This window comes from Streptomyces sp. NPDC048659, from assembly GCF_040650575.1.
Classification (GTDB): domain Bacteria; phylum Actinomycetota; class Actinomycetes; order Streptomycetales; family Streptomycetaceae; genus Streptomyces.
The window spans coordinates 75,502-100,059 of the sequence record NZ_JBEZHM010000030.1 but is presented as its reverse complement, the minus strand read 5'-3'; the positions used below and the strand labels follow the sequence as shown (position 1 = coordinate 100,059).

Sequence of the window (24,558 nt, the reverse complement as noted above, 5' to 3'; positions counted from 1 at the left end):
TGTAGATGGAGCGGGAGACGACGTCACGGGACGCGAGGTCCTTCATGACCGGCGCGTACTTCTCCATGAAGCGCTCGCCGTCCTTGTTGCGCAGGCATGGTGGGCGGAGGACCGTACTCCGCCGGGGCCCGCGCCGGGCCGTGGGGTGGGTGGGGCTCAGGCGAACCGGGCGATCGGGTTCACCAGGTCGCCGACGAGCTGGAGCGCCGCCGACGGGTCCGCCAGGTCCACCATCTGGCGGTTGTTGCGGAGCTGGAGGCGGTTGAGGGCCGACAGCGCGAAGGTCTCCGCGAACACGTCGTACTGGGCGAAGCGGTCCGCAAGGGCCGGGTTGGCCGCCTGGTAGCGCTTCACGCAGTCCGCGACCGCGCGCCAGAACTCGTCCTCCGGCACCGTCCCCTCGGCCGCCAGCGTGGCGCCCAGGAAACGGAAGAAGCAGTCGAAGACGTCCGTGAAGACCGAGAGCAGCTTCATGTCCTCGGGGACCTCGGCGCGCACCCGCTCCACCGCCGGCGGCAGGACCGCGTCCGGGTCCATCACGCAGATCTCCTCGGCGATGTCCTTGAACACCGCGCGGGCCACCGCGCCCTTCTCGTCCAGGACCAGGATCACGTTCTCGCCGTGCGGCATGTAGACCAGGTCGTAGGCGTAGAAGCAGTGCAGCACCGGCAGCAGGTACGCGTCGAGGTAGCCGCGCAGCCACTCCGCCGGGGCCAGGCCCGACTCCTTGACCAGGGCGCCCGCGAACGAGGCCCCCGCGTGGTCCACGTGCAGCAGCGAGGCCATCGTGGCCAGCCGCTCGCCCTCGCCCAGCGAGGCCACCGGCGACTCGCGCCACAGCGCCGCCAGCATCTTGCGGTAGGGCGAGTAGCGGTCGGTGGCGGCCTCGTACTCCAGGTGCCGGTAGCCGACCGCCGCGCGCTCGCGGATGATCGAGAAGCGGGCCGCCCTGAGGACGGAGTCCGACTCGATCAGGCCCGCCAGCCAGTCGTTGATGGCCGGGGTGGCCTCCATGTAGGCCGCCGAGAGGCCGCGCATGAAGCCCATGTTGAGGACCGACAGGGCCGTCTTGACGTAGTGCTTCGCCGGGTCGGCCGTGTTGAAGAAGGTACGGATGGACTGCTGCGCCAGATAGGCGTCGTCGCCCTCGCCCAGGTACACCAGCCGCTGCTGGGCCACCTCGGCGGCGAAGGTGACGGACAGCTTGTTCCACCACTGCCACGGGTGCACCGGCACCAGCAGGTAGTCCGCGAAGTCCAGGCCGCGGGCCGCCAGGACGGCCGCGAAGCCGTCCACGGCCGCGTCGCCGAGCTCCGCGCGCACGAAGGTCTCGTACTCGATCCCGGCGCCCGCCGTGAACGTGGTGCGCTCGCGGTGCGCGGCCAGCCACACCAGGTGGATCGGGGACGCCGCCTCCGGGGCGTACGCCCGGTACTCGTCCACGCCGAAGCCGAGCCGCCCGTTGTTGGCGACGAAGCAGGGGTGGCCCTCGGTCATCCCCGTCTCGATCGCCTGGAAGTCGGCGCGCGCCAGCTCCGCGGCCGTCACCCGCGGCTTGGTCGCCTTGTACGCCGTGCCGGCCAGGGTGGAGGAGATCTCCTCCAGGTAGACCGGCAGGATCTCGTCGCTCAGCCCCAGCGCGCCGCGCAGCTCGGTGATGAACCGCAGCGCGTCCAGCGGGAGCTGCTCGCTGCTCCGGTGGCAGCTGATCGAGTCCGGGTAGATCTGCCAGTGGTCCAGTGCGAAGCGGTCGGCGGTGAAGCGGTACTCGGTGCGCCCGTCGTCGCTGAGCACCCGGTAGCGTCCCTCGCCCAGCTCCTGCGGGTCGAGCAGCCGCTCGTGGGCGAACTCGGCGAGGCCCTTGCGGATCAGCGCCCGGTTGGCGTCGGCCCAGCGCTCGGGGGTGAGGTGGGCGACGGGGTCGGCGAAGGCGCTCATGCGGTGGCTCCCGTGGCGGCCGTGGCGGCCTCGAACTGGGCGCGGGTGCAGAAGCTCAGCAGCGCGGCCTTCTCGGGCTTCTGTATCTCCCGCTCCGGAACGAATCCGACGGCGGCGTTGAGCGCGTGCACGGCGGTGTTGCGGACGTCGGGCTCGACGACCACGCGGGCGGTCGCCGGGTCGGCGAACAGCTCGTGCATCACGGCGGTGATCACCAGGCGGGTGAAGCCGTGCACGGGGGTGTCGGTCGGCGCGACGAGGAAGTGCATGCCGACGTCGCCGGGCTGCGCCTCGTAGAGGCCGACGAGCTCGGCCTCGGCCGGGTCGTAGCGCTCCATGAGGAAGGCGGGCGCACCGTCCACGAGGCCGATGAAGGCGTCGTGGTGCGGGTGGGCGGCGATCTCCATGTAGGCGCGCTCCACGTCCTGGAGCTTCGCGTCCTGCATCATCCAGAAGGCGGCCTTGGGGTGGGTGACCCACGGGTGGATCAGCTCCGCGTCCTTGAGCGGATCGAGCGGGCGTATCGACACGGTCATACCGAAAACTCCTGGAAAGCGATGGTCTTCTCGACGGGGTAGTACTCGGAACCCAGCATCTCCCCGATGATGTACGCGTTGCGGTACGCGCCCATGCCCAGGTCGGGCGAGGTGACCGAGTGGGCGTGCACGGCGGCGTTCTGGAGGAAGACGCCGTGGCCCGTCGTGTCGATCGAGTAGTTGCGGGCCACGTCGAAGCGGCCCTGGGTGTCCCAGCGGAGACGGTCCTTGACCGGCTCCAGGAAGGCGGGGACGGCGTACTTGTAGCCGGTCGCGAGGATCAGGCCCTCGGTCTCGACGGTGAAGTCCTTCTCCTGCTCCTCCTGGCGGAAGCCGAGCGCGTAGCTCCCGGTGGCCTCGTCGTACGCGGCGGTGCGCAGCGCGGAGTTGGTGAGCAGGCGGGTGGGGACCGGGCCGTTCAGGTTCTTCTGGTAGAGCAGGTCGAAGATCGCGTCGACCAGCTCGCCGTCGATGCCCTTGAAGAGGCCCTTCTGCGCGGTCTCCAGGCGGGAGCGGGTGGCCTCGGGGAGGGCGTGGAAGTAGTCCACGTACTCGGGGGAGGTCATCTCCAGGGTGAGCTTGGTGTACTCCAGCGGGAAGAAGCGCGGGGAGCGGGTCACCCAGTTGAGCTGGTAGCCGTGGACGTCGATCTCGCTCAGGAGGTCGTAGTAGATCTCGGCGGCGCTCTGGCCGCTGCCCACCAGGGTGATCGACTTCTTGCGCTGCAGCGCCTCCTTGTTCGGGAGGTAGCGCGAGTTGTGGAGGAAGTCGCCGCCGAGGTCCGCGCAGGAGTCGGGGATGTGCGGCGGGGTGCCGGTGCCGAGTACGAGGCGGCGGGAGCGGAACGTTTCGCCGGACTCGGTGGCCACCACGTACTCCTCGGCGGCCTCGTCGAAGGCGACGGCCGAGACGGTGGTGGAGAAGCGCACGTTGGAGAGTTTCGCGGCGGCCCAGCGGCAGTAGTCGTTGTATTCCGTCCGCAGCGGATAGAAGTTCTCGCGGATGTAGAAGGAGTAGAGCCGGCCCTTCTCCTTCAGGTAGTTCAGGAAGGAGTACGGGGAGGTCGGGTCGGCCATCGTGACCAGGTCCGACATGAACGGGGTCTGGAGGTGGGCGCCTTCGAGGAACATCCCCGAGTGCCACTCGAAGTCCGGCTTGGACTCCAGGAACACGCCGTTCAGCTGGTCGATGGGCTCCGTCAGGCAGGCCAGGCCGAGGTTGAACGGACCGAGACCGATGCCGATGAAGTCGTAGGTCGTCTCAGGCGTGGACAAGGTTCTCTCCCAGGTACTGCTCGGCGTGGCCGGCTATCAGATCGAGGACGGCGGCGATGTCGGCCACGGTCGTCTCGGGGTTGAGCAGGGTGAACTTCAGGTACTGGCGGCCGTCGACCTTGGTGCCCGCGACCACGGCCTCGCCGGAGGCGAACAGGGCCTTGCGGGCGTAGAGGTTGGCGCGGTCGATCTCCTCGGGCGAGGTGACGGCCTCGGGGATGTAGCGGTAGACCAGGGTGGACAGCTGCGGCTCGACGACCACGTCGTAGCGCGGGTCGGCGGCGAGCAGCTCGAAGCCGGCCCGGGCCAGGTCGCAGACCTCGTCGAAGAGCTCGCCGACACCGTCGGCGCCCATCACGCGCAGGGTCATCCACAGCTTGAGCGCGTCGAAGCGGCGGGTGGTCTGGAGGGACTTGTCGACCTGGTTGGGGATCAGCTCGGTGACCGCCCGGCGCGGGTTCAGGTAGTCGGCGTGGTAGGTCGCGTGGCGCAGGGTGGCGCCGTCGCGGACCAGCAGGGCCGAGGAACTGACCGGCTGGAAGAAGGACTTGTGGAAGTCGACGGTGACCGAGTCGGCCCGCTCGATGCCGGCCAGCAGCTCGCGGCGGGTGCGGGAGGCGAGCAGCCCGCAGCCGTAGGCGGCGTCGACGTGCATCCAGGCGCCGTACTCGGCGGCCAGGGCGGCGACCTCGGGCAGCGGGTCGATGGAGCCGAAGTCGGTGGTGCCGGCGGTGGCGACGATCGCCATCGGGACCAGGCCCTCGGCGCGGCACGCCTCCAGCTCGGCGGCGAGGACGACGGACTGCATCCGCTTGTCGCGGTCGACCGGGATGGAGATGACGGCGTCGGCGCCGAGACCGAGGAGGGTGGCCGACTTCTGGACGCTGAAGTGGCTGCACTCGGAGGAGAAGATCCGCAGTTTCGCCAGGTCGGCGGGGCCGGAGAGGCCGGCCGGGGCCTTGGCCTCCTCGCGGGCCAGCAGCAGCGCCTGGAGGTTGGACTGGGTGCCGCCGCTGGTGAACACGCCGTCGGCGGCGGGGCCGAGGCCGATCCGGCCGGTGGTCCAGTCGATCAGCTTGCGCTCGATCAGGGTGCCGCCTGCGCTCTGGTCCCAGGTGTCCAGGGAGGAGTTGACGGCGGAGAGCACGGCCTCGCCGAGGACGGCGGGGATGACCACGGGGCAGTTGAGGTGCCCGAGGTAGCGCGGGTGGTGGAAGTAGACCGCGTCGCGGAGGTACACGTCCTCCAGCTCGTCGAGGACGGCGGAGGCGTCACCGAGCGGCCGGTCGAGGTCGACGGCGTCGACGACGGGAGCCAGTTCGGCGGGTGTGACGCCGGTGAACGGGCCGCGCGTCGTGGCGAGTTTCCTCGCCACCCGCTCCACTCCTTCGGTGACGGAGCGTCGGTATGACTCCGCCGTCGTGTCGTTGAGCAGGTGGGAACGCATGTGGGGGCCCTTCCGGGTTTGGGGGACACGGTCGGTCAAGGCGAAAGTAAGGTTAGCCTAACCTAATGACCACGCACAACAACGGCCCCCCAACCCGCGAGGGTTGAGGGGCCGTCGGCCCTGTGGGGGGATCGAGGATGCCGAAGGGTGCCGAGTGGTACGGCGCTCCCGGCGCTCCCGGGACGGCGCGGCTACACCGCCGTCGGGGTGCCGTCCCGCTCCGCGTCCTGGACCGTCTCGTCCGGCACCTCGCGCAGGGAGTCCTCCGAGAGGCCCTTGCGCCAGTAGCCGACGAAGGTGACCCGCCGCCGGTCGAGACCGCGCTCCCGCACGAAGTGCCGGCGCAGCGCCTTCACCGCGCCGGACTCGCCCGCGATCCACACGTACGGGGCCTCGCCCGGGAGTTCGGCGCTCGTCACGGCCTCGACGGCGGACGGCGCGCCCTCCTCCCGTACCAGCCAGGTGATCGTCGCGTCGGCCTCGGTCGCCAGCTCCATGCGGTCGCCGGAGTAGGGGACTTCGAGGTAGACGTGGGCGCGGGTCTCGGCCGGCAGCCACTCCAGGATCCCGGAGACGGCGGGCAGGGCCGTCTCGTCGCCCCAGATCAGCACCGAGTCCGCGTCCTCGGGGAGCCGGAAGCGCACCCCGGTGTTGTCGGCGACCGCCGGGCCGAGCACGACCACCCGGTCGCCGGGCTTCGCGTGCTGGGCCCAGCGGCAGGCGGGCCCGCCGTCCTCGTGCACGGCGAAGTCGATGTCCATCTCGGGCACGGGGGAGTGGCGCTGCTCGCGGACGGTGTACGAGCGCATCACGGCCCGCTCGTCGTGCGGCATGGCCCGCCAGGCGCCGAGGATCGCGTACATGTCCGGGTCGTCCAGCGGCGGCAGGACCGGGGCGTCCTGCCCCGGGTGCGGCAGGAAGAGCGAGAGCGACTGGTCGCGGCCCCCGGCGGCGAAGCCCTTCAGGTCCTCACCGGTGAAGGTGACGCGGACCAGGGTGGGGCCGAGCCGCCGGGTCCGGTCGACCTGGAGGCTGAAGAACTGGAACGGGGCGGTCTCGGCGTGCGTCATGGGTCAGGACACCTTCTTGGCGTTCTCGAGGGCCTTGGCCAGGTCCTCCAGGAGCGGGGCGCACTTGGCGTACGAGTAGATGGGCTCGGTCACGCGGGGGATGACCTGGCCGGCCTTGACGGCGGGCAGCGCGGCCCAGGTGGGCTTCGACTTCAGGGCCTCGGGCTGCAGGGCCGAGCTGCGGTTGTCGAGCATGATGACGTCGGCCTTGTACTTGTCGACGTTCTCCCAGCTCAGGCCCTCGAACCAGCCGGCCTGGTCCAGGCCGGTGGGCGTCACGATGTTGACGCCGAGGCTCTGGAAGAAGAGCGTGTCGGTCGGGCGGACCGGGGTGGAGACGTAGAAGAGGTCCGGGGAGGCGGAGCCGATCAGGACCTTGATGTCCTTCTTGCCGGCGGCGGCCTTGCGGACGCGCTCGGCGGCGGCCTCGAAGCGGGCCTTGTCCTTCTTGATCTGCTCGGTGTTCACGTCGGCGCCGAGCGAGGCGGCGAGGTCGGCGTGGCGCTGGAGGACCTCGGGCATGGTCTTGTCGGCGGCCCACAGGGCGACGCTCGGCGCGATCTTGGCGATCTTGTCCTTCTGCTCCGCCGGGACGTACCAGAGGTCGTTCTTCTCCCACATGTCGGTGACGAGCAGGTCGGGCTGGAGCTTGAGGTACTCCTCCGTCTTGAACTCGCCCCAGACGTTGCCGATGACCTTGACCTTGTTGATGTCGAGGTCGCCGGCCTGCACGTCGGCGGTGACCGCGCCGGTCTTCGGGTCCTTGACCGTGGTCGGGCCGAAGACGCCCTTGACCTCGACGCCGAAGTCCTTGAGGGCGGCGGCGGTGCCGGTGAAGGCGACGATGTTCTTCGGGGTGCTCTTCGCCTCGACGACGGTGCCCCGGTCGTCGGTGAACTTCCACGGGCCGGACTTCTCGGCGGCCTTGGCGGGCGCGTCGCCGCCCTTCGCGTCGCTGCCACCGCAGGCGGTGAGCGTGGCGACGAGCCCGAGGGCGCCGCCCGCGGCGATCAGGCCGCGGCGGGTGAGGAGGGAGGCTCGGGCGGTGCTGGGCATGGCGAAGTCGCTTTCGGTACGAGCCGGGGTCGGCCGGGGGTAGACGAAGGTAGGTTAGCCTAACCTCATCAGGACCGACAGGGGCGGGTCCGGAAGCGGCCCGGGAGCGGCCCGGAGGCGGCTCGGAATCGGCCCGGAAGCGGCCGGGAACAGCGGGAAGCCCGCCGCCCCGAAGGGACCGACGGGCTCCGCCGCGCGCGTACGGGTCAGGCCGACAGGCCCAACTCCCGCGCGATCAGCATCCGCTGGACCTCGCTCGTGCCCTCGCCGATCTCCAGGATCTTCGAGTCCCGCCACATCCGCGCCACCGGGTACTCGTTCATGAAGCCGTAGCCGCCGTGGATCTGGGTCGCCTCGCGGGCGTTGTCCACCGCGACCGTCGACGAGTACAGCTTCGCCAGCGCCGCCTCCTTCTTGAACGGCTCGCCCAGGACCAGCCGCGAGGCCGCGTCCCGCCAGCCGACCCGGGCCATGTGGGCCCGCAGCTCCATGTCGGCGATCTTGAACTGGATCGCCTGGTTGTCGCCGATCGGGCGGCCGAAGGCGTGACGTTCCTTCGCGTACTTCACCGACTCGTCCACACAGCCCTGCGCCAGCCCCGTCGCCAGCGCCGAGATCGCGACCCGGCCCTCGTCCAGGATCCGCAGGAACTGCGCGTAGCCCCGGCCCTCCTCGCCCAGCAGGTTCGCCGCCGGGACGCGCACGTCCTGGAAGGACAGCTCACGGGTGTCCGAGGCGTTCCAGCCGACCTTCGAGTACGGCGCCGCGACCGTGAAGCCCGGCGTGCCCGAGGGCACGATGATCGACGAGATCAGCGGGCGCCCGTCCGGCTTCCGCCCGGTCACCGCCGTCACCGTCACCAGACCCGTGATGTCCGTACCGGAGTTGGTGATGAAGCACTTCGAGCCGTTGATCACCCAGTCGTCGCCGTCCCGGACGGCCGTCGTGCGGGTGCCGCCCGCGTCCGAGCCGGCGCCCGGCTCGGTCAGGCCGAACGCGCCCAGCGTCTCGCCCGAGCACAGCTTCGGCAGCCACTGGCGCTTCTGCTCCTCGGTGCCGAAGCGGAAGACCGGCATCGCGCCCAGCGAGACCCCCGCCTCCAGGGTGATCGCCACCGAGGAGTCCACCCGGGCCAGCTCCTCCAGCGCGATGCCCAGCGCCAGATAGTCGCCGCCCATCCCGCCGTACTCCTCGGGGAACGGCAGCCCGAACAGGCCCATGCGGCCCATCTCGCGGACGATCTCGTACGGGAACTCGTGACGCTCGTAGAAGTCGCCGATCTTCGGGGCGACGACGTCGTGGGCGAACTCCTCGACAGTGCGGCGGAGTTGCTCGTGCTCTTCGGAGAGCCGGTGGTCGAGGGACATGCTCAGGACTCCTTGTGGGAGAGCGCGCGGACGGTACGGGACGGACTCGGCCGCCCCAGCTGTTCGGCCATCCACCCGCTGGTGGCGGTGAGGGCGGCCAGGTCGACCCCGGTCTCGATGCCGAGGCCGTCGAGCATCCACACGAGGTCCTCGGTGGCCAGGTTGCCGGTCGCGCTCTTCGCGTACGGGCAGCCGCCGAGGCCGCCCGCGGACGCGTCGACCGTGGTCACGCCGTGCCGGAGCGCGGCGAGCGTGTTGGACAGGGCCTGCCCGTACGTGTCGTGGAAGTGCACCGCGAGCCGGGAGGTCGGCACCCCCGCCTCGTTCAGCGCCGTCAGCAGCGTCTGGACGTGCCCCGGGGTGGCGACGCCGATCGTGTCGCCCAGGCTCAGCTCGTCGCAGCCCATCTCGGCGAGCGCCTTCGTCACCCGCACGACCTGCCCGATCGGCACGGCGCCCTCCCAGGGGTCGCCGAAGCACATCGACAGATAGCCGCGGATCGTGAGGCCCTGCTCTATCGCCCGGGTCACCACCGGCTCGAACATCGCGAGGGCCTCGTCCACGGTCCGGTTCAGGTTGGCCTTCGCGAAGGACTCGGTGGCCGACGCGAACACGGCGACGTGCCGGGCGCCCAGCGCGAGCGCCCGGTCGAGCCCCCGCTCGTTCGGCACCAGCACCGGCAGCCGCGCCGGGAGGCCCGAGACGAGGGGGAACAGCTCCTCCGCGTCCGCGAGTTGGGGCACCCACTTCGGGTGCACGAAACTCGTCGCCTCGACCGTCGAGAGGCCCGCCGCCGCAAGACGGCGCACGAACTCGGCCTTCACCGCCGTCGGGACGACCGTCTTCTCGTTCTGCAGCCCGTCCCGGGGCCCCACCTCGTGGATCCGCACCCGGGCCGGCAGCGCCGGATCGGCCACCCGCATCGGCAGACCGCTCATGCCGTCTCCTCCACCTTCTCGTCGGGCCTCGCGGACGCCTCGGGCCGCGCGGGCTCGTCGGGCTTCGCGGGCTCCTCGCGCGGGGCGACGACCGCCAGGACCTGGTCCATCGCGACCGTCGTGCCCGGAGTGACGTCGAGCTCGGTGACCGTGCCGTCGTGCGGGGCGGAGATGACGTGCTCCATCTTCATCGCCTCCACCACCAGCAGGCTCTGCCCCGCCACCACCTCGTCGCCGACCGCCACCTTCACCACGGTCACCGTCCCCGGCATCGGCGCGGCCAGCGTGTCCGCCCCGCCGTGCCGCGCCCCCGACAGCGCCGCGGCCACCGGGTCGTGGTCCAGCACCTGCCAGGAGTCGCCGTCCCGGCCGAGCCAGCCGCCCGCCCGGTGGAAGCGGTGGGTGACGCCGTCCACGGTGACGGTGACCGACCGGTCGGCGACCGTGGCGTGCGCGGGCGCCTCCACCGTCACCGGCTCCTGCCCCGGCACCCGCAGCGGGAACGCCGTCGGCGCGGGCGTCCCGCCCAGCCGCCAGCCGCTCGGCACCGAGAACGGATCCGTCCAGCCGTCCCGCGCCACCGGCGCCAGACCCGCCAGCCGCACCGCCGCCGCAGCCGCGTACACCTCCTCCGGCACGCCCTCCGGGATCAGGGACCCCGCGTCCCGCTCCACCAGACCCGTGTCCAGCTCGCCCGACACCACGTCCGGGTGGGCCAGCAGCCGGCGCAGGAAGCCCGCGTTGGTCGGCACACCCAGCGTCACCGTCTCCGCCAGCGCCGCCCGCAGCCGGCGCAGCGCCGTCGCCCGGTCCGGCGCGTGCACGATCACCTTCGACAGCATCGGGTCGTACAGCGAGGACACCTCCGTGCCCTCGCTCAGCCCCGAGTCCGTCCGCGCCCCGCCGCCCCGCGGCTCCCGCAGCGCCAGCACCGTGCCGCCCGAGGGCAGGAAGCCGCGCGCCGGGTCCTCCGCGCAGATCCGCGCCTCCACCGCCCAGCCGTCCAGCCGCACGTCCTCCTGCGCGAAGCCCAGCGGCTCGCCCGCCGCCACCCGCAGCTGCCACTCCACCAGGTCCAGGCCCGTGACCAGCTCCGTCACCGGATGCTCCACCTGGAGCCGGGTGTTCATCTCCATGAAGCAGTACGCCGAGGGGTCGCCGCCCGGCACGATGAACTCGACCGTGCCCGCGCCCACATAACCGCAGGACCGCGCCGCCTCCACCGCCGCCGCGCCCATCGACGCCCGCAGCTCCTGTGTCAGCAGGACGCTCGGCGCCTCCTCGATGACCTTCTGGTGCCGCCGCTGCAGCGAGCACTCCCGCTCGCCCAGGTGCACCACGTTGCCGTGCGCGTCCGCCAGGACCTGGATCTCGATGTGCCGCGGCCGGTCGATCCAGCGCTCCACCAGCAGCGTGTCGTCGCCGAACGAGGACCGCGCCTCGCGCCGCGCCGCCGCGATCTCCTCCTCCAGGACCGACAGGTCCCGCACCAGCCGCATCCCCTTGCCGCCGCCGCCCGCGCTCGGCTTCAGCAGCACCGGCGCGCCCAGCTCCCGGGCGGCGTCCACGATGTCGGGGTCGGCGGCGCCCGGCACGACGGGCACGCCCGCCGCCTTCACCGTCTCCTTGGCCCGGATCTTGTCGCCCATCAGCGCGATCGCCTCGGCGGACGGCCCGATGAAGACCAGGCCCGCCGCCGCGCACGCCCGTGCGAACCCGGCGTTCTCCGCGAGGAACCCGTACCCCGGGTGCACGGCCTGCGCGCCCGTGCGCCGGGCCGCGTCGAGCAGCGCCGGCACGCTCAGATACGACTCGGCGGCCGGCGGCGGCCCGATCCGCACCGCCGTGTCCGCCTCCCGTACGTGCAGGGCGTCGGCGTCCGCGTCGCTGTAGACGGCGACCGAGCGGACGCCCAGCTCCCGCAGCGTGCGGATGACCCGGACGGCGATCTCGCCGCGATTGGCGACGAGGACGGTGTCGAACATCTGCTGCATCTCCTGGGGGCCCTTCACATCCGGAAGACGCCGAACTGGGGGTCACCCAGGGGCGCGTTGGCACAGGCGGTCAGGGCGAGGCCGAGGACCTGCCGGGTCTCCATGGGGTCGATGACCCCGTCGTCCCAGAGCCGGGCGGTGGCGTAGTAGGCGCTGCCCTGCGTCTCGTACTGCTCGCGGATCGGCGCCTTGAAGGCGTCCTCCTCCTCGGCGCTCCACGCGTCGCCGAGCTGGTCGCGCTTGACCGTGGCGAGGACCGAGGCGGCCTGCTCGCCGCCCATCACCGAGATCTTGGCGTTCGGCCACATCCACAGGAAGCGCGGCGAATACGCCCGGCCGCACATCGAGTAGTTGCCCGCGCCGTACGAACCGCCCACCACCACCGTCAGCTTGGGCACCCGCGTACTGGCCACCGCCGTCACCATCTTGGCGCCGTGCTTGGCGATGCCGCCGTGCTCGTACGCCTTGCCGACCATGAAGCCGGTGATGTTCTGAAGGAAGACCAGCGGGATGCCGCGCTGGTCGCACAGCTCGATGAAGTGCGCGCCCTTCTGCGCCGACTCCGCGAACAGGATGCCGTTGTTGGCGACGATGCCGACCGGGTGCCCGTGGATCCGGGCGAAGCCGGTGACCAGCGTCTGCCCGTACTCCGCCTTGAACTCCTGGAAGCGGGAGGCGTCCACGACCCGGGCGATCACCTCGCGCACGTCGTACGGCGTCCGCGAGTCGACCGGCACCGCCCCGTACAGCCCCGCCGGGTCCACCTTCGGCTCCTCGGCCGGCTCCACCGCCCAGGGCAGCGGGCCGCGCTCCGGGAGGGTCGCCACGATGTTCCGCACGATCCGCAGGGCGTGCGCGTCGTCCTCCGCGAGGTGGTCGGTGACGCCGGAGATCCGGGAGTGCGTCTCGCCGCCGCCGAGCTCCTCCGCCGTCACGACCTCGCCGGTCGCCGCCTTCACCAGCGGCGGGCCGCCGAGGAAGATCGTGCCCTGGTTCCGGACGATCACGGCCTCGTCGCTCATCGCCGGCACGTACGCCCCGCCGGCCGTGCACGAGCCCATGACCGCCGCGATCTGCGGGATGCCCGCGCCGGACATCCGGGCCTGGTTGTAGAAGATCCGCCCGAAGTGCTCCCGGTCCGGGAACACCTCGTCCTGCATCGGCAGGAACGCGCCGCCCGAGTCCACCAGGTAGAGGCAGGGGAGCCGGTTCTCCAGCGCCACCTCCTGCGCCCGCAGGTGCTTCTTCACCGTCATCGGGTAGTACGTGCCGCCCTTGACGGTCGCGTCGTTCGCCACGATCACGCACTCGCGCCCGCTCACCCGGCCGATGCCCGCGACCACCCCGGCCGCCGGGGCCTGCTCGCCGTACATCCCGTTCGCCGCGAGCGGGGCCAGCTCCAGGAAGGGCGAGCCCGGGTCGAGCAGGGTGTCCACCCGGTCCCGGGGCAGCAGCTTGCCGCGCGCGGTGTGCCGGGCCCTGGCCCTCTCGCCGCCGCCCAGCGCGGCGGCGGCCAGCTTGGCGCGGAGCGTGGCGGCCAGCTCGTGGTGGGCCGCCTCGTTGGCCTGCCAGGCCGGCGAGGCGGGGTCCGCCGCACTCGTCAGCACAGGTGCCTGCTGCATCCGTCGAGCTCCCTTGCTCGGTCCACTCGGTCCGCTTGGTTAATGAGCGTTAACGCGTAGGGCTTCAGGTTAACGAGCGCTAACGGGGTTGTCTAGAATCGAATCCATGACCACGACGCCGACCCCGACCGGACGGACCGACGCCCCGACGCGACGCGAGCAGATCCTCAAGGAGGCCGCCCGCCTCTTCGCCGAGCGCGGCTTCCACGGCGTGGGAGTGGACGAGATAGGAGCAGCCGTCGGCATCAGCGGCCCCGGGCTCTACCGCCACTTCCCCGGCAAGGACGCGATGCTCGCCGAGCTGCTCGTCGGCATCAGCGAGCGCCTCCTCGACGGCGGCCGGCTGCGGGTCGCCGAGTCCGCCGGGGACCCCCGCGCCCTCCTCGGCTCCCTCATCGACGGCCACATCGACTTCGCCCTCGACGACCGGCCGCTGATCACCCTCCACGACCGCGAGCTCGACCGGCTCAAGGACGAGGACCGCAAGCGGGTCCGGCAGCTCCAGCGGCAGTACGTCGAGCTCTGGGTCGCCGTCGTCCGCGACCTGTACCCGGCCGCCCCCGAACCCGAGGCCCGCGCCGCCGTCCACGCCGTCTTCGGCCTCCTCAACTCGACCCCGCACCTCGGCGCTCCGCTGGGCCGCACCGACACCGAACGCCTCCTGCGCGCGCTCGCCCACGGGGCCTTCGGCTCCCTGGCCTGACGCCGACGACGGCGGGGAGGGGTACGGGTGCGGAGCGGGGGCAGGGGGTGTCCGGACGTGGCGGCGCCCGGAGCGAGCGAAGCGACGCGGAGGTCGCAGTCCGGACACCCCCTGCCCCCGCGGAGCGCCCGTACCCCGTCGGCCACCGGGTTCCGGGCGCGCCCGCGCCTCGCCGGGCGCCGGGTTCCGGACGCGGACCCCGTAGGGCGCCGGGTTCCAGGCGCGCCCGTACCCCGTCACGGCACAATGGCCCCCATGCCGATACTCAGCCGCCCCGCCCTAGTCGAGCACCTCGTCCGGACCCGCATCGCGGGCGACGTCGCCACGCCCCGCGACAACAACCTGGCGCACTACCGCAGCCTCGCCAACGGCGACCGGCACTACTGGCTCGGCCTGGAGTTCGGCGACCGCTGGACCGACGAGCAGGACGTGCTCGCCGTGATGGCCGAGCGCTGCGGCGTCGTCGACGACCCGGCGCACCGCGCCGGGCAGGACACCATCGACCCCGAGCTGACCGTCGGCGCCCTGGACCGCATGGCCGCCCGGCTCGCCAAGGCCGCCGCGGCCAAGGAGCGGGTGCTGTTCGCGACCGGCCACCCCGGCGCCCTGATCGACGCCCACAGCCGGGTCGCCGCCGCGCTGCGCGCCCGGGGCTGCGACATCGTGCGGATCCCCGGCGGGCTGACCGCCGACGAGGGGTACGTCGTGCAGTTCGCCGACGTCGCCGTCTTCGAGCGGGGCGCCAGCCTGTGGCACACGCACTCGCCGGAGCCCATGAACGCGGTCCTGGACGCGCTGGCCGCGTCCGGCGAGGCCGCGCCGGACCTCGTGGTCGCCGACCACGGGTGGGCCGGGCGGGCGGCGCAGCGGGGGATCGACTCGGTGGGGTACGCGGACTGCAACGACCCGGCGCTGTTCCTGGCGGAGGCGGAGGGGACCATGCAGGTCACGGTGCCGCTGGACGACCACGTGGTGGACCCGCGGTTCTACGAGCCGATGACGGCGTACGTGCTGGACGCGGCGGGCCTCACGGCCTGAGCCGGCCGAAACCCGTGGTGGGGCGGGGGCCGGAACCTCCGCGGGGGCAGAGGTGTCCGGACTGCGACCTTCACTTCGCTTCGCTCGTTACGGGCGCCGCCACGTCCGGACACCTCTACCCCCGCTCCGGCTCCGGCCCCCTCGCGTCCGGCTGCTGGGTGCGGCCCGGGGTCGGGTCGAGGTAGACGCGGCGGATCGCCGGGAAGCGGGCGCGGAGGCGGGCCTCGGCCGTCTCGCAGGCGCGTTCCACGTCGGCGGCGGTGGACACGTCGCGGAAGTCGACCTTCGCCGCGATCATCACCTCGTCCGGGCCCTGGATCAGCGTCGTCAGGTCCAGGACGCCGACCACGTGGTCCACGGCGAGCAGTTCTTCGCGGACACCCTGCCGCATGGGGCGGGGGAGCGGGCGGCCGATGAGGAGTTCGGCGTTGGCGTGGCCCAGCACCCAGGCCACGTAGACGAGGAGGAGGCCGATGAGGATGGACGCCACGCCGTCCCAGACGCTGGAGCCGGTGATCTCGACGCCCAGCAGGCCGCCCGCCGCGAGCAGCAGTCCGGCGAGGGCGGCCGAGTCCTCCATCACGACCGCCTTGACGGTGGTGTCGGGGGTCAGCCGGAGGTAGCGGGAGAAGGGGGTTCGCATGCGGCTCGCCTCGGCCTGGACCTGCTTGACGGCGGTGCGCAGGCTGAAGCCCTCCAGGAGGAAGGCGACGCCCAGGACGATGTACGAGATCAGGGGGTCGCCCACCTCCTCGCCCTCGACGAGGGTGTGGATGCCGTCGTAGAGGGAGAAGACGGCGCCGCCGACGAAGGTGGCGACGGCCGCGAGCATCGCCCAGACGTAGCGCTCGTTGGCGTAGCCGAGCGGGTGGTCCTCGTCGGCGGGCTTCTCGCTGCGCTTGAGGGCGGTCAGCAGCATGAACTCGGTGACGGTGTCGGCGAGGGAGTGCGCCGCCTCCGACAGCATCGCGCTGGAGCCGCTGATCACACCGGCGACGGCCTTGGCGACGGCGATGCCGAGGTTGGCCATCGCCGCCACGATCACTGTGAAGGTGCTCTCGCCGTTCTCCGCCATGATCGGACGGTATGTCCGGTCATGGGCGCGGGACGCGAACGACACCCTCCTGGATGACCGAGATGGCGAGCCGGCCGTCCTGGGTGAAGATCCGGGCCTGGCCCAGGCCCCGGCCGCCGGAGGCGGTGGGCGACTCCTGGTCGTACAGCAGCCATTCGTCGGCCCGGAAGGGGCGGTGGAACCACATGGCGTGGTCCAGGGACGCCCCGACGACGTCGCCGACGGCCCAGCCGCCCCGGCCGTGGGCCAGGAGTACGGAGTCGAGGAGCGTCATGTCGGAGACGTAGGTCGCGAGGGCGATGTGCAGGAGGGGGTCGTCGGCCAGTTTGCCGTTGGCGCGGAACCAGACCTGGGAGCGGGGCTCGCGGGGCCGGCCGACCGTGCCCCACGGGGGGACCTCGGCGTAGCGGAGGTCCACGGCGGCGCGGGCCTCGATCAGGCGGCTCGCGACCTCGGCGGGGAGGTGGCGGGGCAGCATCTCGGCCGCGGTCGGCAGGGACTCCGGGTCCGGGGCGGGCGGCATGTCCGTCTGGTGGTCCAGGCCCTCCTCGTACGTCTGGAAGGACGCGGAGAGGTGGAAGATCGGCTGCCCGTGCTGGACGGCGACCACCCGGCGGGTGGTGAAGGAGCGGCCGTCGCGGATGCGGTCGACCGTGTAGACGATCGGCGCGCCCGGGTCCCCGGCGCGCAGGAAGTACGCGTGGAGGGAGTGGGCGAGGCGGTCGGGCGGGACCGTGCGGCCGGCCGCCACCAGCGCCTGGGCGGCCACCTGGCCGCCGAAGACGCGGGGGACGATCGACCGGCGGGACTCGCCCCGGAAGATGTCCCGCTCGATCCGCTCCGGGTCGAGCAGATCGAGCAGGGCATCCAGTGCCGTGTGCGGTTCGGGCACCTACTTACAGGCCCATCGACTTCGCGATGATCGACTTCATGATCTCGCTGGTGCCGCCGTAGATGCGGTTGACGCGGTTGTCGGCGTAGAGGCGGGCGATCGGGTACTCGTTCATGTAGCCGTAGCCGCCGTGCAGCTGGAGGCAGCGGTCGATGACGCGGTGCGCGACCTCGGTGCAGAACAGCTTGGCGCTGGCGGCCTCGGCGGGGGTCAGCTCGCCCGCGTCCAGGGCCTCCAGGGCGCGGTCGGCGACGGCCTCGGCGGCGTCGACCTCGGCCTGGCAGGCGGCCAGCTCGAACTTGGTGTTCTGGAAGGAGGCGACCGTCTTGCCGAAGACCGTGCGGTCCGTGACGTACTGCTGGGCGAACCGGATGGCGGCCTTGGCCTGCGCGTAGGCGCCGAAGGCGATGCCCCAGCGCTCGGAGGCCAGGTTGTGGCCGAGGTAGGAGAAGCCCTTGCCCTCCTCGCCCATGAGGTCCTCGACGGGGACCTTCACGTCGACGAAGGCCAGCTCGGCGGTGTCCGAGGTGCGCAGGCCGAGCTTGTCCAGCTTGCGGCCGATCGAGTAGCCCTCGGACTTGGTGTCCACGGCGAAGAGGGAGATGCCGAAGCGGCGGTCCTCGGCCGAGGGGGCGGAGGTGCGGGCGCAGACGATCACGCGGTCGGCGTGGACGCCGCCGGTGATGAAGGTCTTGGCGCCGTTGAGGACGTAGTGGGTGCCGTCCTCGGAGAGCTTGGCGGTGGTCTTCATGCCCGCGACGTCGGAGCCGGTGCCCGGCTCGGTCATGGCGAGCGCCCACATCTCCTCGCCGGTGACGAACTTCGGCAGGTAGCGCTTCTTCTGCTCGTCGGTGGCGAGCATCTTGATGTACGGGAGGGCCAGCAGCACGTGCACGCCGGAGCCGCCGAACTGGACGCCCGCGCGGGAGGTCTCCTCGTAGAGGACGGCCTCGAACTTGTGGGTGTCCAGGCCGGCGCCGCCGAACTCCTCCGGCACGTTGATGCCGAAGATGCCGAGCTCGCCGAGCTTGTCGTAGAAGTCGCGGGGGGCCTGGCCGGCCGCGAACCACTCGTCGTAGACCGGGACGACCTCGGCCTCGATGAAGGCGCGGATGGTCTCCCGGAACGCCTCGTGGTCCTCGTTGAATACGGTACGGCGCACGGTGCGTCTCCTCCGGTGTGCGGGCGGCCGGCTGGCTAAGCGCTTGCTCAGTGTGTCCTGATTGAAGTTACCCAGCGGTCACCCGGCCTGTCCAGACTCCGGGTCTGTGATCCAGGTCCGGCGGGTGGAGTCGTACGTGTACGAGGGGCGGCCGGCCGCCCCGCTCGTCCGGAACGGCGCGCCGGACTCGTCGCCGATCCTGACCGTGCCCCGGCGCCCCTCCGAGCTCCACTCCAGCTCCAGATACCAGCGGCAGTCGCACCCCGCCGTCCGGGCGGACACCAGCAGCTCCTCCGGGTCGGTCACGCTGACGGCGTACGGGAAGGAGACCGCCGGGAGCGTCCTGCCCTCCTGCCCGGAGGCGTCGTAGCCGTCCAGCGACCGCGCCACCGGACGCGGCCGGTCCAGGTCCACCTCGAAGCGGCGCGGCGTGACGGCGCCGCCGCACCCGCCGTCCATCCGGTACGCCGCCCAGGACGGCGGCGTGCCCCGGTCCACCACCCGCACGTGCAGGGCCTGGAGCACCACCGCCGCCGCGCCCTTGCCCTGCACCGACACCCGCACCAGCGTCTCCCCGCCGTCCACGGCCCCCCGCGCCGCCGCCCAGCGCCGCGCGTCGGCCGGCTCCGGCGGGGGCGGGGGCGTCCGGTCCACGAGGTAGGTGTGGCCGCAGCCGTTCTGCCAGAGGTCGGAGGCGACCGTCCAGGTCAGTGGGAGTGGTGTGGGGGCGGGGGGCGACTGGGACTTCGTCGCCGTCGCCGTCGCCGTCGCCGTCGCCGATGCCTTCGCCTGGGGCGTGGCCGTCCCCTTCCGGGCCGTCCCGGGCAGGAGTACGGCGCCGAGTGTCACCGCCGCCACGGACGCCAGCGCCCCGGCGATCACGCCCACCCGGCCCCACCGGCGCCTCCGCCGCTCGGGCGGGGGGTTGGGGGCGGGCGGTGCGGGCTCGGGCGCGGGCTCCGGGTCGGGTCCGGGCTCCGCGCCGCTAGTCGCGTCGCCCGCCGCGCCGTCCGCCGCGCCCGGCTCCGGCGCCGGGGGGCGGCGTGTCGCGTCCGCGCGGGTCCAGGCCGTCTCCAGGGCCCGCCGCTCCTCCTCGTCCGCCCCGCACAGCAGGGCGAGGCGCTCGACCACGGCGAACTCCTCGGGGACGGTCGCGCCGGAGCAGTAGCGGTGGAGGGTGGACGCGCTGACGCTCAGCCGCCTCCCCAGCGCCTCGTAGCTCCTCCCGTCGCGCGCCTTCAGCGCGCGCACGAGCCGCGCGAACTCCTCGACGGCGGCGTCCTTCGGCATTCCATCCCCCTCGGCCCTGCGTCCCACCCTTCACGTTCTTGCACGTCAGCGGGGGTGGAATGGTTCCGGGACGGGGGACGGCGCGAGAGCGTTGCGGGGCGCCGGGCGGCGGGCCGACGCTGGTGGGGCAATCGACCGAACCACCCGACGGGGGATCCACCAGCATGAGCAAGCTCCGTACCGCCTTCGCCGCCTGCGCCACCGCCGCCCTGGGCCTCGCGGCCCTCGCCACGGCCCCGGCGCAGGCCGCCGCCCAGCCCGCCTTCCTCGCCGCCTCCCAGATGCCCCGGTCGGCGACGCCGTGGACCGCGACCCAGGTCTTCGGCGGCGTCCCGGAGAACGGCGGCGCCCTCTGCGCCCCGTACAAGATCCCGGCGCAGAACAGCCGCTACCGCGAGTTCCGCACCGAGCTCGACACCAACGGCGTCCAGATCACCACGGTCGCCCGCACCGAGGCCGAGGCCGTGAAGCTGGTCGACACGCTGCGGACCTCCCTCGCCGGCTGCGGCCCGGTGCTGGAGAAGCAGAACCCTGGCCTGAAGGCCGTCAGCGCCTTCCACGGCAAGCTCGCCGTGGAGGAGGGCGCCTGGGTCTACAGCCTGGACACCGCCGACCCGCAGGTCGGCAACACCGACATCCACCTGTTCGCCGTGGGGCGCGACGGCAAGACCGTCACCTTCGTGCGGTGGGGGCAGATGGGCGACCTGAAGGACGCGCCGCTGGCCGGGTTCAAGACCACGGCCACCACCGCCGTCAACAAGCTGTGGTGATCCCCTGGCCTCTCCGGTCCGTCCGGCTCATCTGAGGGCGAACCACAGTTCCATCCGTACGTCAGGGTCGTCCAGGTCGCGGGCGAGGAGCGCCGTGCAGCGGGCGATGCGCTGGCGGACCGTGTTGCGGTGGAGGCCCGTCGCCGTCGCCGTCCGGTCCCAGCTGCCGTGCAGCGACAGCCAGGTCCGGAGGGTCTCGGCGAGCGGCGGGGTCAGCGGGGCGAGGAGCTCGCGGGCGTACGCGGCGGCCTCGTCCTCGTCCATCAGCCCGGCCAGGCCCGAGGCCCGGTGCCGCACCAGGGGCGTCCGGGTCGCCTCGGCGCGGCGCAGGGCGCGGGCCGCTTGGGCGTCGGCGGCGGTCAGGGCGTCGGGTGCGGCGGGGGCGGCGGCGCCCAAGGTCCAGCCGGGCTGGGGGGTGAGCGGGGCGGTGGGCGGCAGGACCAGGCGGACGGGGGTCTCCTGGTCCTGCGGGGTCCCCGGGGTCCGCGGGCTCCGCGGGGGTGGGGGTGTCCGGACTGCGTCCTCCGCTTCGCTTCGCTCGCTCCGGGCGCCGCCACGTCCGGACACCCCCACCCCCGCTCCGCCCCCGGACCCCTCCCCGCCGTCGTCGGCTCCCGGGTCCATCAGGGGGGTGCCCAGGGCCGCCGCCAGGCTCGTCGCCGCGAACGGGGTGCCGTCGCCGCCCCGGGCGTGGACCACGGTCCAGGGGCCGGGGCCGAGCGCCTCGGCCGGGGCGGCGCCCAGCAGGAGGCGGGTCAGGGCGGTGTCCCGGGCCGTCACGTCGGCCGCCCGGTGCGGGGCGGTGAGCAGGGACAGCAGGACGACCGCCACCCCCGCGATCGTGTGGTCGCCCGGCTCGCGCGCCTCCGTCGCCACGCCGAGGGTCAGGTTGTTCTCGCCGCCCAGCGCGTACGCGGTGAGCCGCAGCCCCGCCCCGTCGCCGCTCGCCGTCGCCGGGCCGCCGGGGCGCGGGCCGACCACCCCGGCCAGGTCGGCGAGGGCGCGGGCCGCGCCGGCCGGGAGCTCGCGGCCGGCCGACGCCGACTCCGTGCCGTCCTGCGCGAGGAGGACCGCCCGCCCGCCGAGCCGGGCCGCGAGGGCGCTCAGCACCGCCGGGACCGGGGCGGGCCGGGCGGCGGCGGCGGCCAGCGACCGCTGGGCCTCGCTGACCCGGCGCAGCTCCGTGGTGCGGGCCTCGGCCATCAGCCGCCACAGGGCGCGCGCGACCGCGGTGAAGGGGGTCGCGGGCGGCACTTCGAGGAGCGGCAGGCCGTGCCGCTCGCAGGCTTCGACGAGGGCCGCGGGCACCGTGTCGTACACCGGGGTCACGCCGAAGCCCAGCGCCGCCGCCCCCGCCTCGACCACCCGGGCCACATAGCGCGCCGGGTCGCTGAGCTGCACGCCCGCCGTCATCAGCAGCTCGCCGCCGAGCAGGTACGGGTACGGGTCGGCCATCTCGGAGGTGTGCACCCAGTGCAGCGCGGCCTCCCGGGGGCCCGCCAGCAGCCGCAGGCCGAGCTCGGCGCGGGCCAGCAGGGCCGTCAGCGGGACGGGGGGTGTGGGCGGGGCGGGCTCCGGTGCGGGCACGGCCTGGACCTTTCGCACAGCTGACAGGTGAACAGTGGAGGAAACGTACACTTCAGCGTCGCATTCCGGCCACCTACTGTCGTGCCATCCGGAGGCCGCGGGTACGGGCGGATGTCCCCGCGACCAGCCTCCGGTCACATCCCCCGCACGACACGCCACCGAGGTGCGCGAAGGAGGGCCCCATGGCCGTCGACTACACAGTGATCGTCCTGTATCTGGCCGGGATGCTGGCGATGGGCTGGTGGGGCATGCGCCGCGCCAAGTCCAAGAGCGAGTTCCTGGTCGCCGGACGCCGCCTCGGGCCCTGGATGTACTCCGGCACGATGGCCGCGATCGTCCTCGGCGGCGCCTCCACCATCGGCGGCGTCGGCCTCGGCTACAAGTACGGGCTCTCCGGCGCCTGGATGGTCTTCACCATCGGCCTCGGGCTGCTCGCCCTGTCGGTGTTCTTCTCCGCGCGGATCGCGCGCCTGAAGGTCTACACCGTCTCCGAGATGCTCGACCTGCGGTACGGCGGCAAGGCGGGGGTGATCTCGGGTGTGGTGATGTGGGCCTACACGCTGATGCTCGCCGTCACCTCGACGATCGCCTACGCGACCATCTTCGACGTCCTCTTCGACCTGCCCCGCACGCTCGCGATCGTCCTCGGCGGCGCCATCGTCGTCGCCTACTCGACGCTCGGCGGCATGTGGTCCATCACCATCACCGACATGGTGCAGTTCGTCGTGAAGACCATCGGCGTGCTGCTCCTGCTGCTGCCGATCGCCGTCGTCAAGGCGGGCGGCTTCGCCGAGATGAAGGCCGCGCTGCCCACCGCGTACTTCGAGCCGCTCGGCATCGGCGGCGAGACGATCTTCACGTACGTGCTGATCTACACCTTCGGCATGCTGATCGGCCAGGACATCTGGCAGCGCGTCTTCACCGCCCGCACCGACAAGGTCGCCAAGTGGGGCGGCACCGTCGCCGGCACCTACTGCCTCGTGTACGCGCTGGCCGGCGCCGTCATCGGCACCGCCGCCAAGGTCATGTACCCGAACCTGCCCAGCGCCGACGACGCCTTCGCCACCATCGTCAAGGACGAGCTGCCGATGGGCGTCCGGGGCCTGGTCCTCGCCGCCGCGCTCGCCGCCGTCATGTCGACCTCCTCCGGCGCCCTCATCGCCTGCGCCACCGTCGCCAACAACGACATCTGGTCACGTCTGCGCGGAGCCGTGGCGAAGCGGGACGGGGGCGAGGCGGGCGACCACGACGAAGTGAAGGGGAACCGGCTCTTCATCCTGATCATGGGCATCGCCGTCATCGGGATCGCCATCGCCCTCAACGACGTCGTCCAGGCCCTCACCGTCGCCTACAACCTGCTGGTCGCCGGGCTGCTCGTGCCGATCCTCGGCGGGCTGCTCTGGCGCCGCGGCACCGCCCAGGGCGCGCTCGCCGCGGTCGGTGTCGGCGGGCTGGCCGTGATCGGCCTGATGTGGACTTACGGAATCCTGGCAAATGAGCCTGTTTACTATGGTTTGTTGGCCTCGTTCGCCGTCTATGTGATCGTTTCCCTGGCGACCCGCCCCACGGACGCCGCCGTGCTCGCGAACTGGCGCGCCCGGCTGGCCGGCCAGGACACCCCCGCCGAGCCCGACCCCGCGGTCCCGGCACCCGCGACCGCCTGACGGCGGCCGCGTCGCAGACGCCCGGCGGGCCCCGTGACCCGGGGCCCGCCGGAACCACCGATACACCCCAGGAGGACCCGACCATGAGCAGCAGCGACCAGAACGCCTTCCGCGGCCCGACCGACTCGTCCCGCGTCCCGCGGTACGCCGGTCCCGCGACGTTCGCCCGGCTGCCGCGGCTCGACGAGGTCGGCACCACCGACGTCGCCGTGGTCGGCATCCCCTTCGACAGCGGCGTCTCCTACCGCCCCGGCGCCCGCTTCGGCGGCAACGCCATCCGCGAGGCGTCCCGCCTGCTGCGCCCCTACAACCCGGCGCAGGACGCCTCCCCGTTCGCGCTCGCCCAGGTCGCCGACGCCGGCGACATCGCGGCCAACCCGTTCAACATCAACGAGGCCGTCGAGACCATCGAGGCCGCCGCCGACGACCTGCTCGCCACCGGCGCCCGCATGATGACCCTCGGCGGCGACCACACCGTCGCGCTGCCCCTGCTGCGCTCGGTCGCGAAGAAGCACGGCCCCGTCGCCCTGCTCCACTTCGACGCCCACCTCGACACCTGGGACACGTACTTCGGTGCCGAGTACACCCACGGCACCCCGTTCCGCCGCGCCGTCGAGGAGGGCATCCTCGACACCTCCGCCCTCTCCCACGTCGGCACCCGCGGCCCGCTGTACGGCAAGCAGGACCTCACCGACGACGAGAAGATGGGCTTCGGCATCGTCACCTCCGCCGACATCTACCGCCGCGGCGCCGACGAGGTCGCCGACCAGCTCCGCCAGCGCATCGGCGACCGCCCGCTGTACATCTCCATCGACATCGACTGCCTCGACCCGGCCCACGCGCCCGGCACCGGCACCCCCGAGGCGGGCGGCATGACCTCCCGCGAGCTCCTGGAGATCCTGCGCGGCCTGTCCTCCTGCAACCTGGTCTCCGCCGACGTCGTCGAGGTCGCCCCCGCGTACGACCACGCCGAGATCACCGCCGTCGCCGCCTCCCACACCGCGTACGAGCTGACGACGATCATGTCCCGCCAGATCGCCGCGAGCCGCGAGGCCAAGTAGCGCCACGAGGGCGGTGTGGGTGATCGTTCCGCGGGACGGAACGATCACCCCGCCCCCTCCACCGGGCCGCACCC

The 24,558-nt window shown here is 72.6% G+C and carries 20 protein-coding genes; 5 read left to right on the top strand and 15 right to left on the bottom strand.

Going from position 1 to position 24,558, the window contains the following annotated elements; genetic code table 11:
* Window positions 1-156 precede the first annotated feature (156 nt).
* The 10 genes from AB0C99_RS22880 to AB0C99_RS22835 all read right to left on the bottom strand — a co-directional run bounded on the left by AB0C99_RS22880 (window position 157) and on the right by AB0C99_RS22835 (window position 13,242).
* Window positions 157-1,938: an IucA/IucC family siderophore biosynthesis protein gene (locus AB0C99_RS22880; protein WP_362477907.1), complete on the bottom strand. Its 1,782-nt coding sequence runs from the start codon at window positions 1,936-1,938 to the stop codon at window positions 157-159.
* Window positions 1,935-2,474 carry a GNAT family N-acetyltransferase gene (locus tag AB0C99_RS22875; protein WP_362477904.1) on the bottom strand — a complete coding sequence of 180 codons (540 nt, stop codon included), beginning with the start codon at window positions 2,472-2,474 and terminating at the stop codon, window positions 1,935-1,937. The genes AB0C99_RS22880 and AB0C99_RS22875 overlap by 4 nt, the downstream gene beginning before the upstream one ends.
* A complete protein-coding gene (locus tag AB0C99_RS22870; RefSeq protein ID WP_362477901.1) occupies window positions 2,471-3,748 on the bottom strand; it encodes a lysine N(6)-hydroxylase/L-ornithine N(5)-oxygenase family protein in 1,278 nt (425 codons plus the stop codon). The genes AB0C99_RS22875 and AB0C99_RS22870 overlap by 4 nt, the downstream gene beginning before the upstream one ends.
* Window positions 3,735-5,195, bottom strand: coding sequence for an aspartate aminotransferase family protein (locus tag AB0C99_RS22865; RefSeq protein ID WP_362477899.1), 1,461 nt, complete (start codon window positions 5,193-5,195; stop codon window positions 3,735-3,737). Before AB0C99_RS22865 ends, AB0C99_RS22870 begins: the two co-directional genes overlap by 14 nt.
* A 191-nt stretch (window positions 5,196-5,386) precedes the next feature.
* The gene (locus AB0C99_RS22860; protein WP_362477896.1) at window positions 5,387-6,265 is read right to left on the bottom strand and encodes a siderophore-interacting protein; all 879 of its coding nucleotides are present in this window, start codon (window positions 6,263-6,265) and stop codon (window positions 5,387-5,389) included.
* A gap of 3 nt (window positions 6,266-6,268) precedes the next feature.
* Window positions 6,269-7,321 carry an ABC transporter substrate-binding protein gene (locus tag AB0C99_RS22855; protein ID WP_362477894.1) on the bottom strand — a complete coding sequence of 351 codons (1,053 nt, stop codon included), beginning with the start codon at window positions 7,319-7,321 and terminating at the stop codon, window positions 6,269-6,271.
* Window positions 7,322-7,527: 206 nt separating this feature from the next.
* Window positions 7,528-8,688: an acyl-CoA dehydrogenase family protein gene (locus AB0C99_RS22850; RefSeq protein ID WP_362477891.1), complete on the bottom strand. Its 1,161-nt coding sequence runs from the start codon at window positions 8,686-8,688 to the stop codon at window positions 7,528-7,530.
* Window positions 8,689-8,690: 2 nt separating this feature from the next.
* Window positions 8,691-9,626 (bottom strand): hydroxymethylglutaryl-CoA lyase, encoded by a 936-nt coding sequence (locus AB0C99_RS22845; RefSeq protein ID WP_362477890.1) that lies wholly within the window; start codon window positions 9,624-9,626, stop codon window positions 8,691-8,693.
* The gene (locus AB0C99_RS22840; protein ID WP_362477887.1) at window positions 9,623-11,611 is read right to left on the bottom strand and encodes a biotin carboxylase N-terminal domain-containing protein; all 1,989 of its coding nucleotides are present in this window, start codon (window positions 11,609-11,611) and stop codon (window positions 9,623-9,625) included. The genes AB0C99_RS22845 and AB0C99_RS22840 overlap by 4 nt, the downstream gene beginning before the upstream one ends.
* Before the next feature lie 23 nt (window positions 11,612-11,634).
* Window positions 11,635-13,242 carry a carboxyl transferase domain-containing protein gene (locus AB0C99_RS22835; RefSeq protein WP_362477885.1) on the bottom strand — a complete coding sequence of 536 codons (1,608 nt, stop codon included), beginning with the start codon at window positions 13,240-13,242 and terminating at the stop codon, window positions 11,635-11,637.
* 106 nt (window positions 13,243-13,348) lie between these two features.
* Here AB0C99_RS22835 and AB0C99_RS22830 point away from each other — a divergent pair, with 106 nt between their 5' ends.
* Window positions 13,349-13,945 carry a TetR/AcrR family transcriptional regulator gene (locus AB0C99_RS22830; RefSeq protein WP_362477883.1) on the top strand — a complete coding sequence of 199 codons (597 nt, stop codon included), beginning with the start codon at window positions 13,349-13,351 and terminating at the stop codon, window positions 13,943-13,945.
* Between the two features lie 255 nt (window positions 13,946-14,200).
* Window positions 14,201-14,983 (top strand): phosphatase, encoded by a 783-nt coding sequence (locus tag AB0C99_RS22825; RefSeq protein WP_362477881.1) that lies wholly within the window; start codon window positions 14,201-14,203, stop codon window positions 14,981-14,983.
* Between the two features lie 115 nt (window positions 14,984-15,098).
* Here AB0C99_RS22825 and AB0C99_RS22820 read toward each other — a convergent pair whose 3' ends face one another.
* The 4 genes from AB0C99_RS22820 to AB0C99_RS22805 form a co-directional block, all read right to left on the bottom strand.
* Entirely contained in the window at window positions 15,099-16,058 is a 960-nt protein-coding gene (locus AB0C99_RS22820; protein WP_362477879.1) for a cation diffusion facilitator family transporter, read from the bottom strand.
* 19 nt (window positions 16,059-16,077) lie between these two features.
* Window positions 16,078-16,950, bottom strand: a complete 873-nt coding sequence (locus tag AB0C99_RS22815; RefSeq protein WP_362477876.1) for an acyl-CoA thioesterase II — start codon at window positions 16,948-16,950, stop codon at window positions 16,078-16,080.
* A gap of 4 nt (window positions 16,951-16,954) precedes the next feature.
* Complete coding sequence (locus AB0C99_RS22810) at window positions 16,955-18,112, bottom strand: acyl-CoA dehydrogenase family protein (protein WP_362477873.1); 1,158 nt, start codon at window positions 18,110-18,112, stop codon at window positions 16,955-16,957.
* Between the two features lie 78 nt (window positions 18,113-18,190).
* The gene (locus tag AB0C99_RS22805; protein ID WP_362477871.1) at window positions 18,191-19,402 is read right to left on the bottom strand and encodes a helix-turn-helix transcriptional regulator; all 1,212 of its coding nucleotides are present in this window, start codon (window positions 19,400-19,402) and stop codon (window positions 18,191-18,193) included.
* A 164-nt stretch (window positions 19,403-19,566) separates the two neighbouring features.
* Between AB0C99_RS22805 and AB0C99_RS22800 the strand changes: the two genes are divergently transcribed.
* On the top strand, window positions 19,567-20,172 hold the full coding sequence (locus AB0C99_RS22800; protein ID WP_362477868.1) for a hypothetical protein: 606 nt from the start codon (window positions 19,567-19,569) through the stop codon (window positions 20,170-20,172).
* 27 nt (window positions 20,173-20,199) lie between these two features.
* Here the strand turns inward: AB0C99_RS22800 and AB0C99_RS22795 are convergent, their stop codons facing one another.
* Complete coding sequence (locus AB0C99_RS22795; RefSeq protein ID WP_362477865.1) at window positions 20,200-21,759, bottom strand: PucR family transcriptional regulator; 1,560 nt, start codon at window positions 21,757-21,759, stop codon at window positions 20,200-20,202.
* A gap of 182 nt (window positions 21,760-21,941) precedes the next feature.
* On the opposite strand from AB0C99_RS22795, the gene AB0C99_RS22790 reads away from it, so the two are divergent.
* Together AB0C99_RS22790 and speB are read left to right on the top strand one after the other, a co-directional pair.
* The gene (locus AB0C99_RS22790) at window positions 21,942-23,423 is read left to right on the top strand and encodes a sodium:solute symporter (protein ID WP_362477863.1); all 1,482 of its coding nucleotides are present in this window, start codon (window positions 21,942-21,944) and stop codon (window positions 23,421-23,423) included.
* An 83-nt stretch (window positions 23,424-23,506) separates the two neighbouring features.
* Window positions 23,507-24,484, top strand: coding sequence for an agmatinase (gene speB, locus AB0C99_RS22785; RefSeq protein ID WP_362477860.1), 978 nt, complete (start codon window positions 23,507-23,509; stop codon window positions 24,482-24,484).
* The last annotated feature ends 74 nt before the right edge of the window (window positions 24,485-24,558 follow it).

Bases quoted from the DNA above. Each gene is read 5' to 3' on its own strand.
- AB0C99_RS22880 (WP_362477907.1), bottom strand. From the start codon at position 1,938: ATGAGCGCCTTCGCCGACCCCGTCGCCCACCTCACCCCCGAGCGCTGG.
- AB0C99_RS22875 (WP_362477904.1), bottom strand. From the start codon at position 2,474: ATGACCGTGTCGATACGCCCGCTCGATCCGCTCAAGGACGCGGAGCTG.
- AB0C99_RS22865 (WP_362477899.1), bottom strand. From the start codon at position 5,195: ATGCGTTCCCACCTGCTCAACGACACGACGGCGGAGTCATACCGACGC.
- AB0C99_RS22860 (WP_362477896.1), bottom strand. From the start codon at position 6,265: ATGACGCACGCCGAGACCGCCCCGTTCCAGTTCTTCAGCCTCCAGGTC.
- AB0C99_RS22855 (WP_362477894.1), bottom strand. From the start codon at position 7,321: ATGCCCAGCACCGCCCGAGCCTCCCTCCTCACCCGCCGCGGCCTGATC.
- AB0C99_RS22850 (WP_362477891.1), bottom strand. From the start codon at position 8,688: ATGTCCCTCGACCACCGGCTCTCCGAAGAGCACGAGCAACTCCGCCGC.
- AB0C99_RS22845 (WP_362477890.1), bottom strand. From the start codon at position 9,626: ATGAGCGGTCTGCCGATGCGGGTGGCCGATCCGGCGCTGCCGGCCCGG.
- AB0C99_RS22840 (WP_362477887.1), bottom strand. From the start codon at position 11,611: ATGTTCGACACCGTCCTCGTCGCCAATCGCGGCGAGATCGCCGTCCGG.
- AB0C99_RS22835 (WP_362477885.1), bottom strand. From the start codon at position 13,242: ATGCAGCAGGCACCTGTGCTGACGAGTGCGGCGGACCCCGCCTCGCCG.
- AB0C99_RS22830 (WP_362477883.1), top strand. From the start codon at position 13,349: ATGACCACGACGCCGACCCCGACCGGACGGACCGACGCCCCGACGCGA.
- AB0C99_RS22825 (WP_362477881.1), top strand. From the start codon at position 14,201: ATGCCGATACTCAGCCGCCCCGCCCTAGTCGAGCACCTCGTCCGGACC.
- AB0C99_RS22820 (WP_362477879.1), bottom strand. From the start codon at position 16,058: ATGGCGGAGAACGGCGAGAGCACCTTCACAGTGATCGTGGCGGCGATG.
- AB0C99_RS22805 (WP_362477871.1), bottom strand. From the start codon at position 19,402: ATGCCGAAGGACGCCGCCGTCGAGGAGTTCGCGCGGCTCGTGCGCGCG.
- AB0C99_RS22800 (WP_362477868.1), top strand. From the start codon at position 19,567: ATGAGCAAGCTCCGTACCGCCTTCGCCGCCTGCGCCACCGCCGCCCTG.
- AB0C99_RS22790 (WP_362477863.1), top strand. From the start codon at position 21,942: ATGGCCGTCGACTACACAGTGATCGTCCTGTATCTGGCCGGGATGCTG.
- speB (WP_362477860.1), top strand. From the start codon at position 23,507: ATGAGCAGCAGCGACCAGAACGCCTTCCGCGGCCCGACCGACTCGTCC.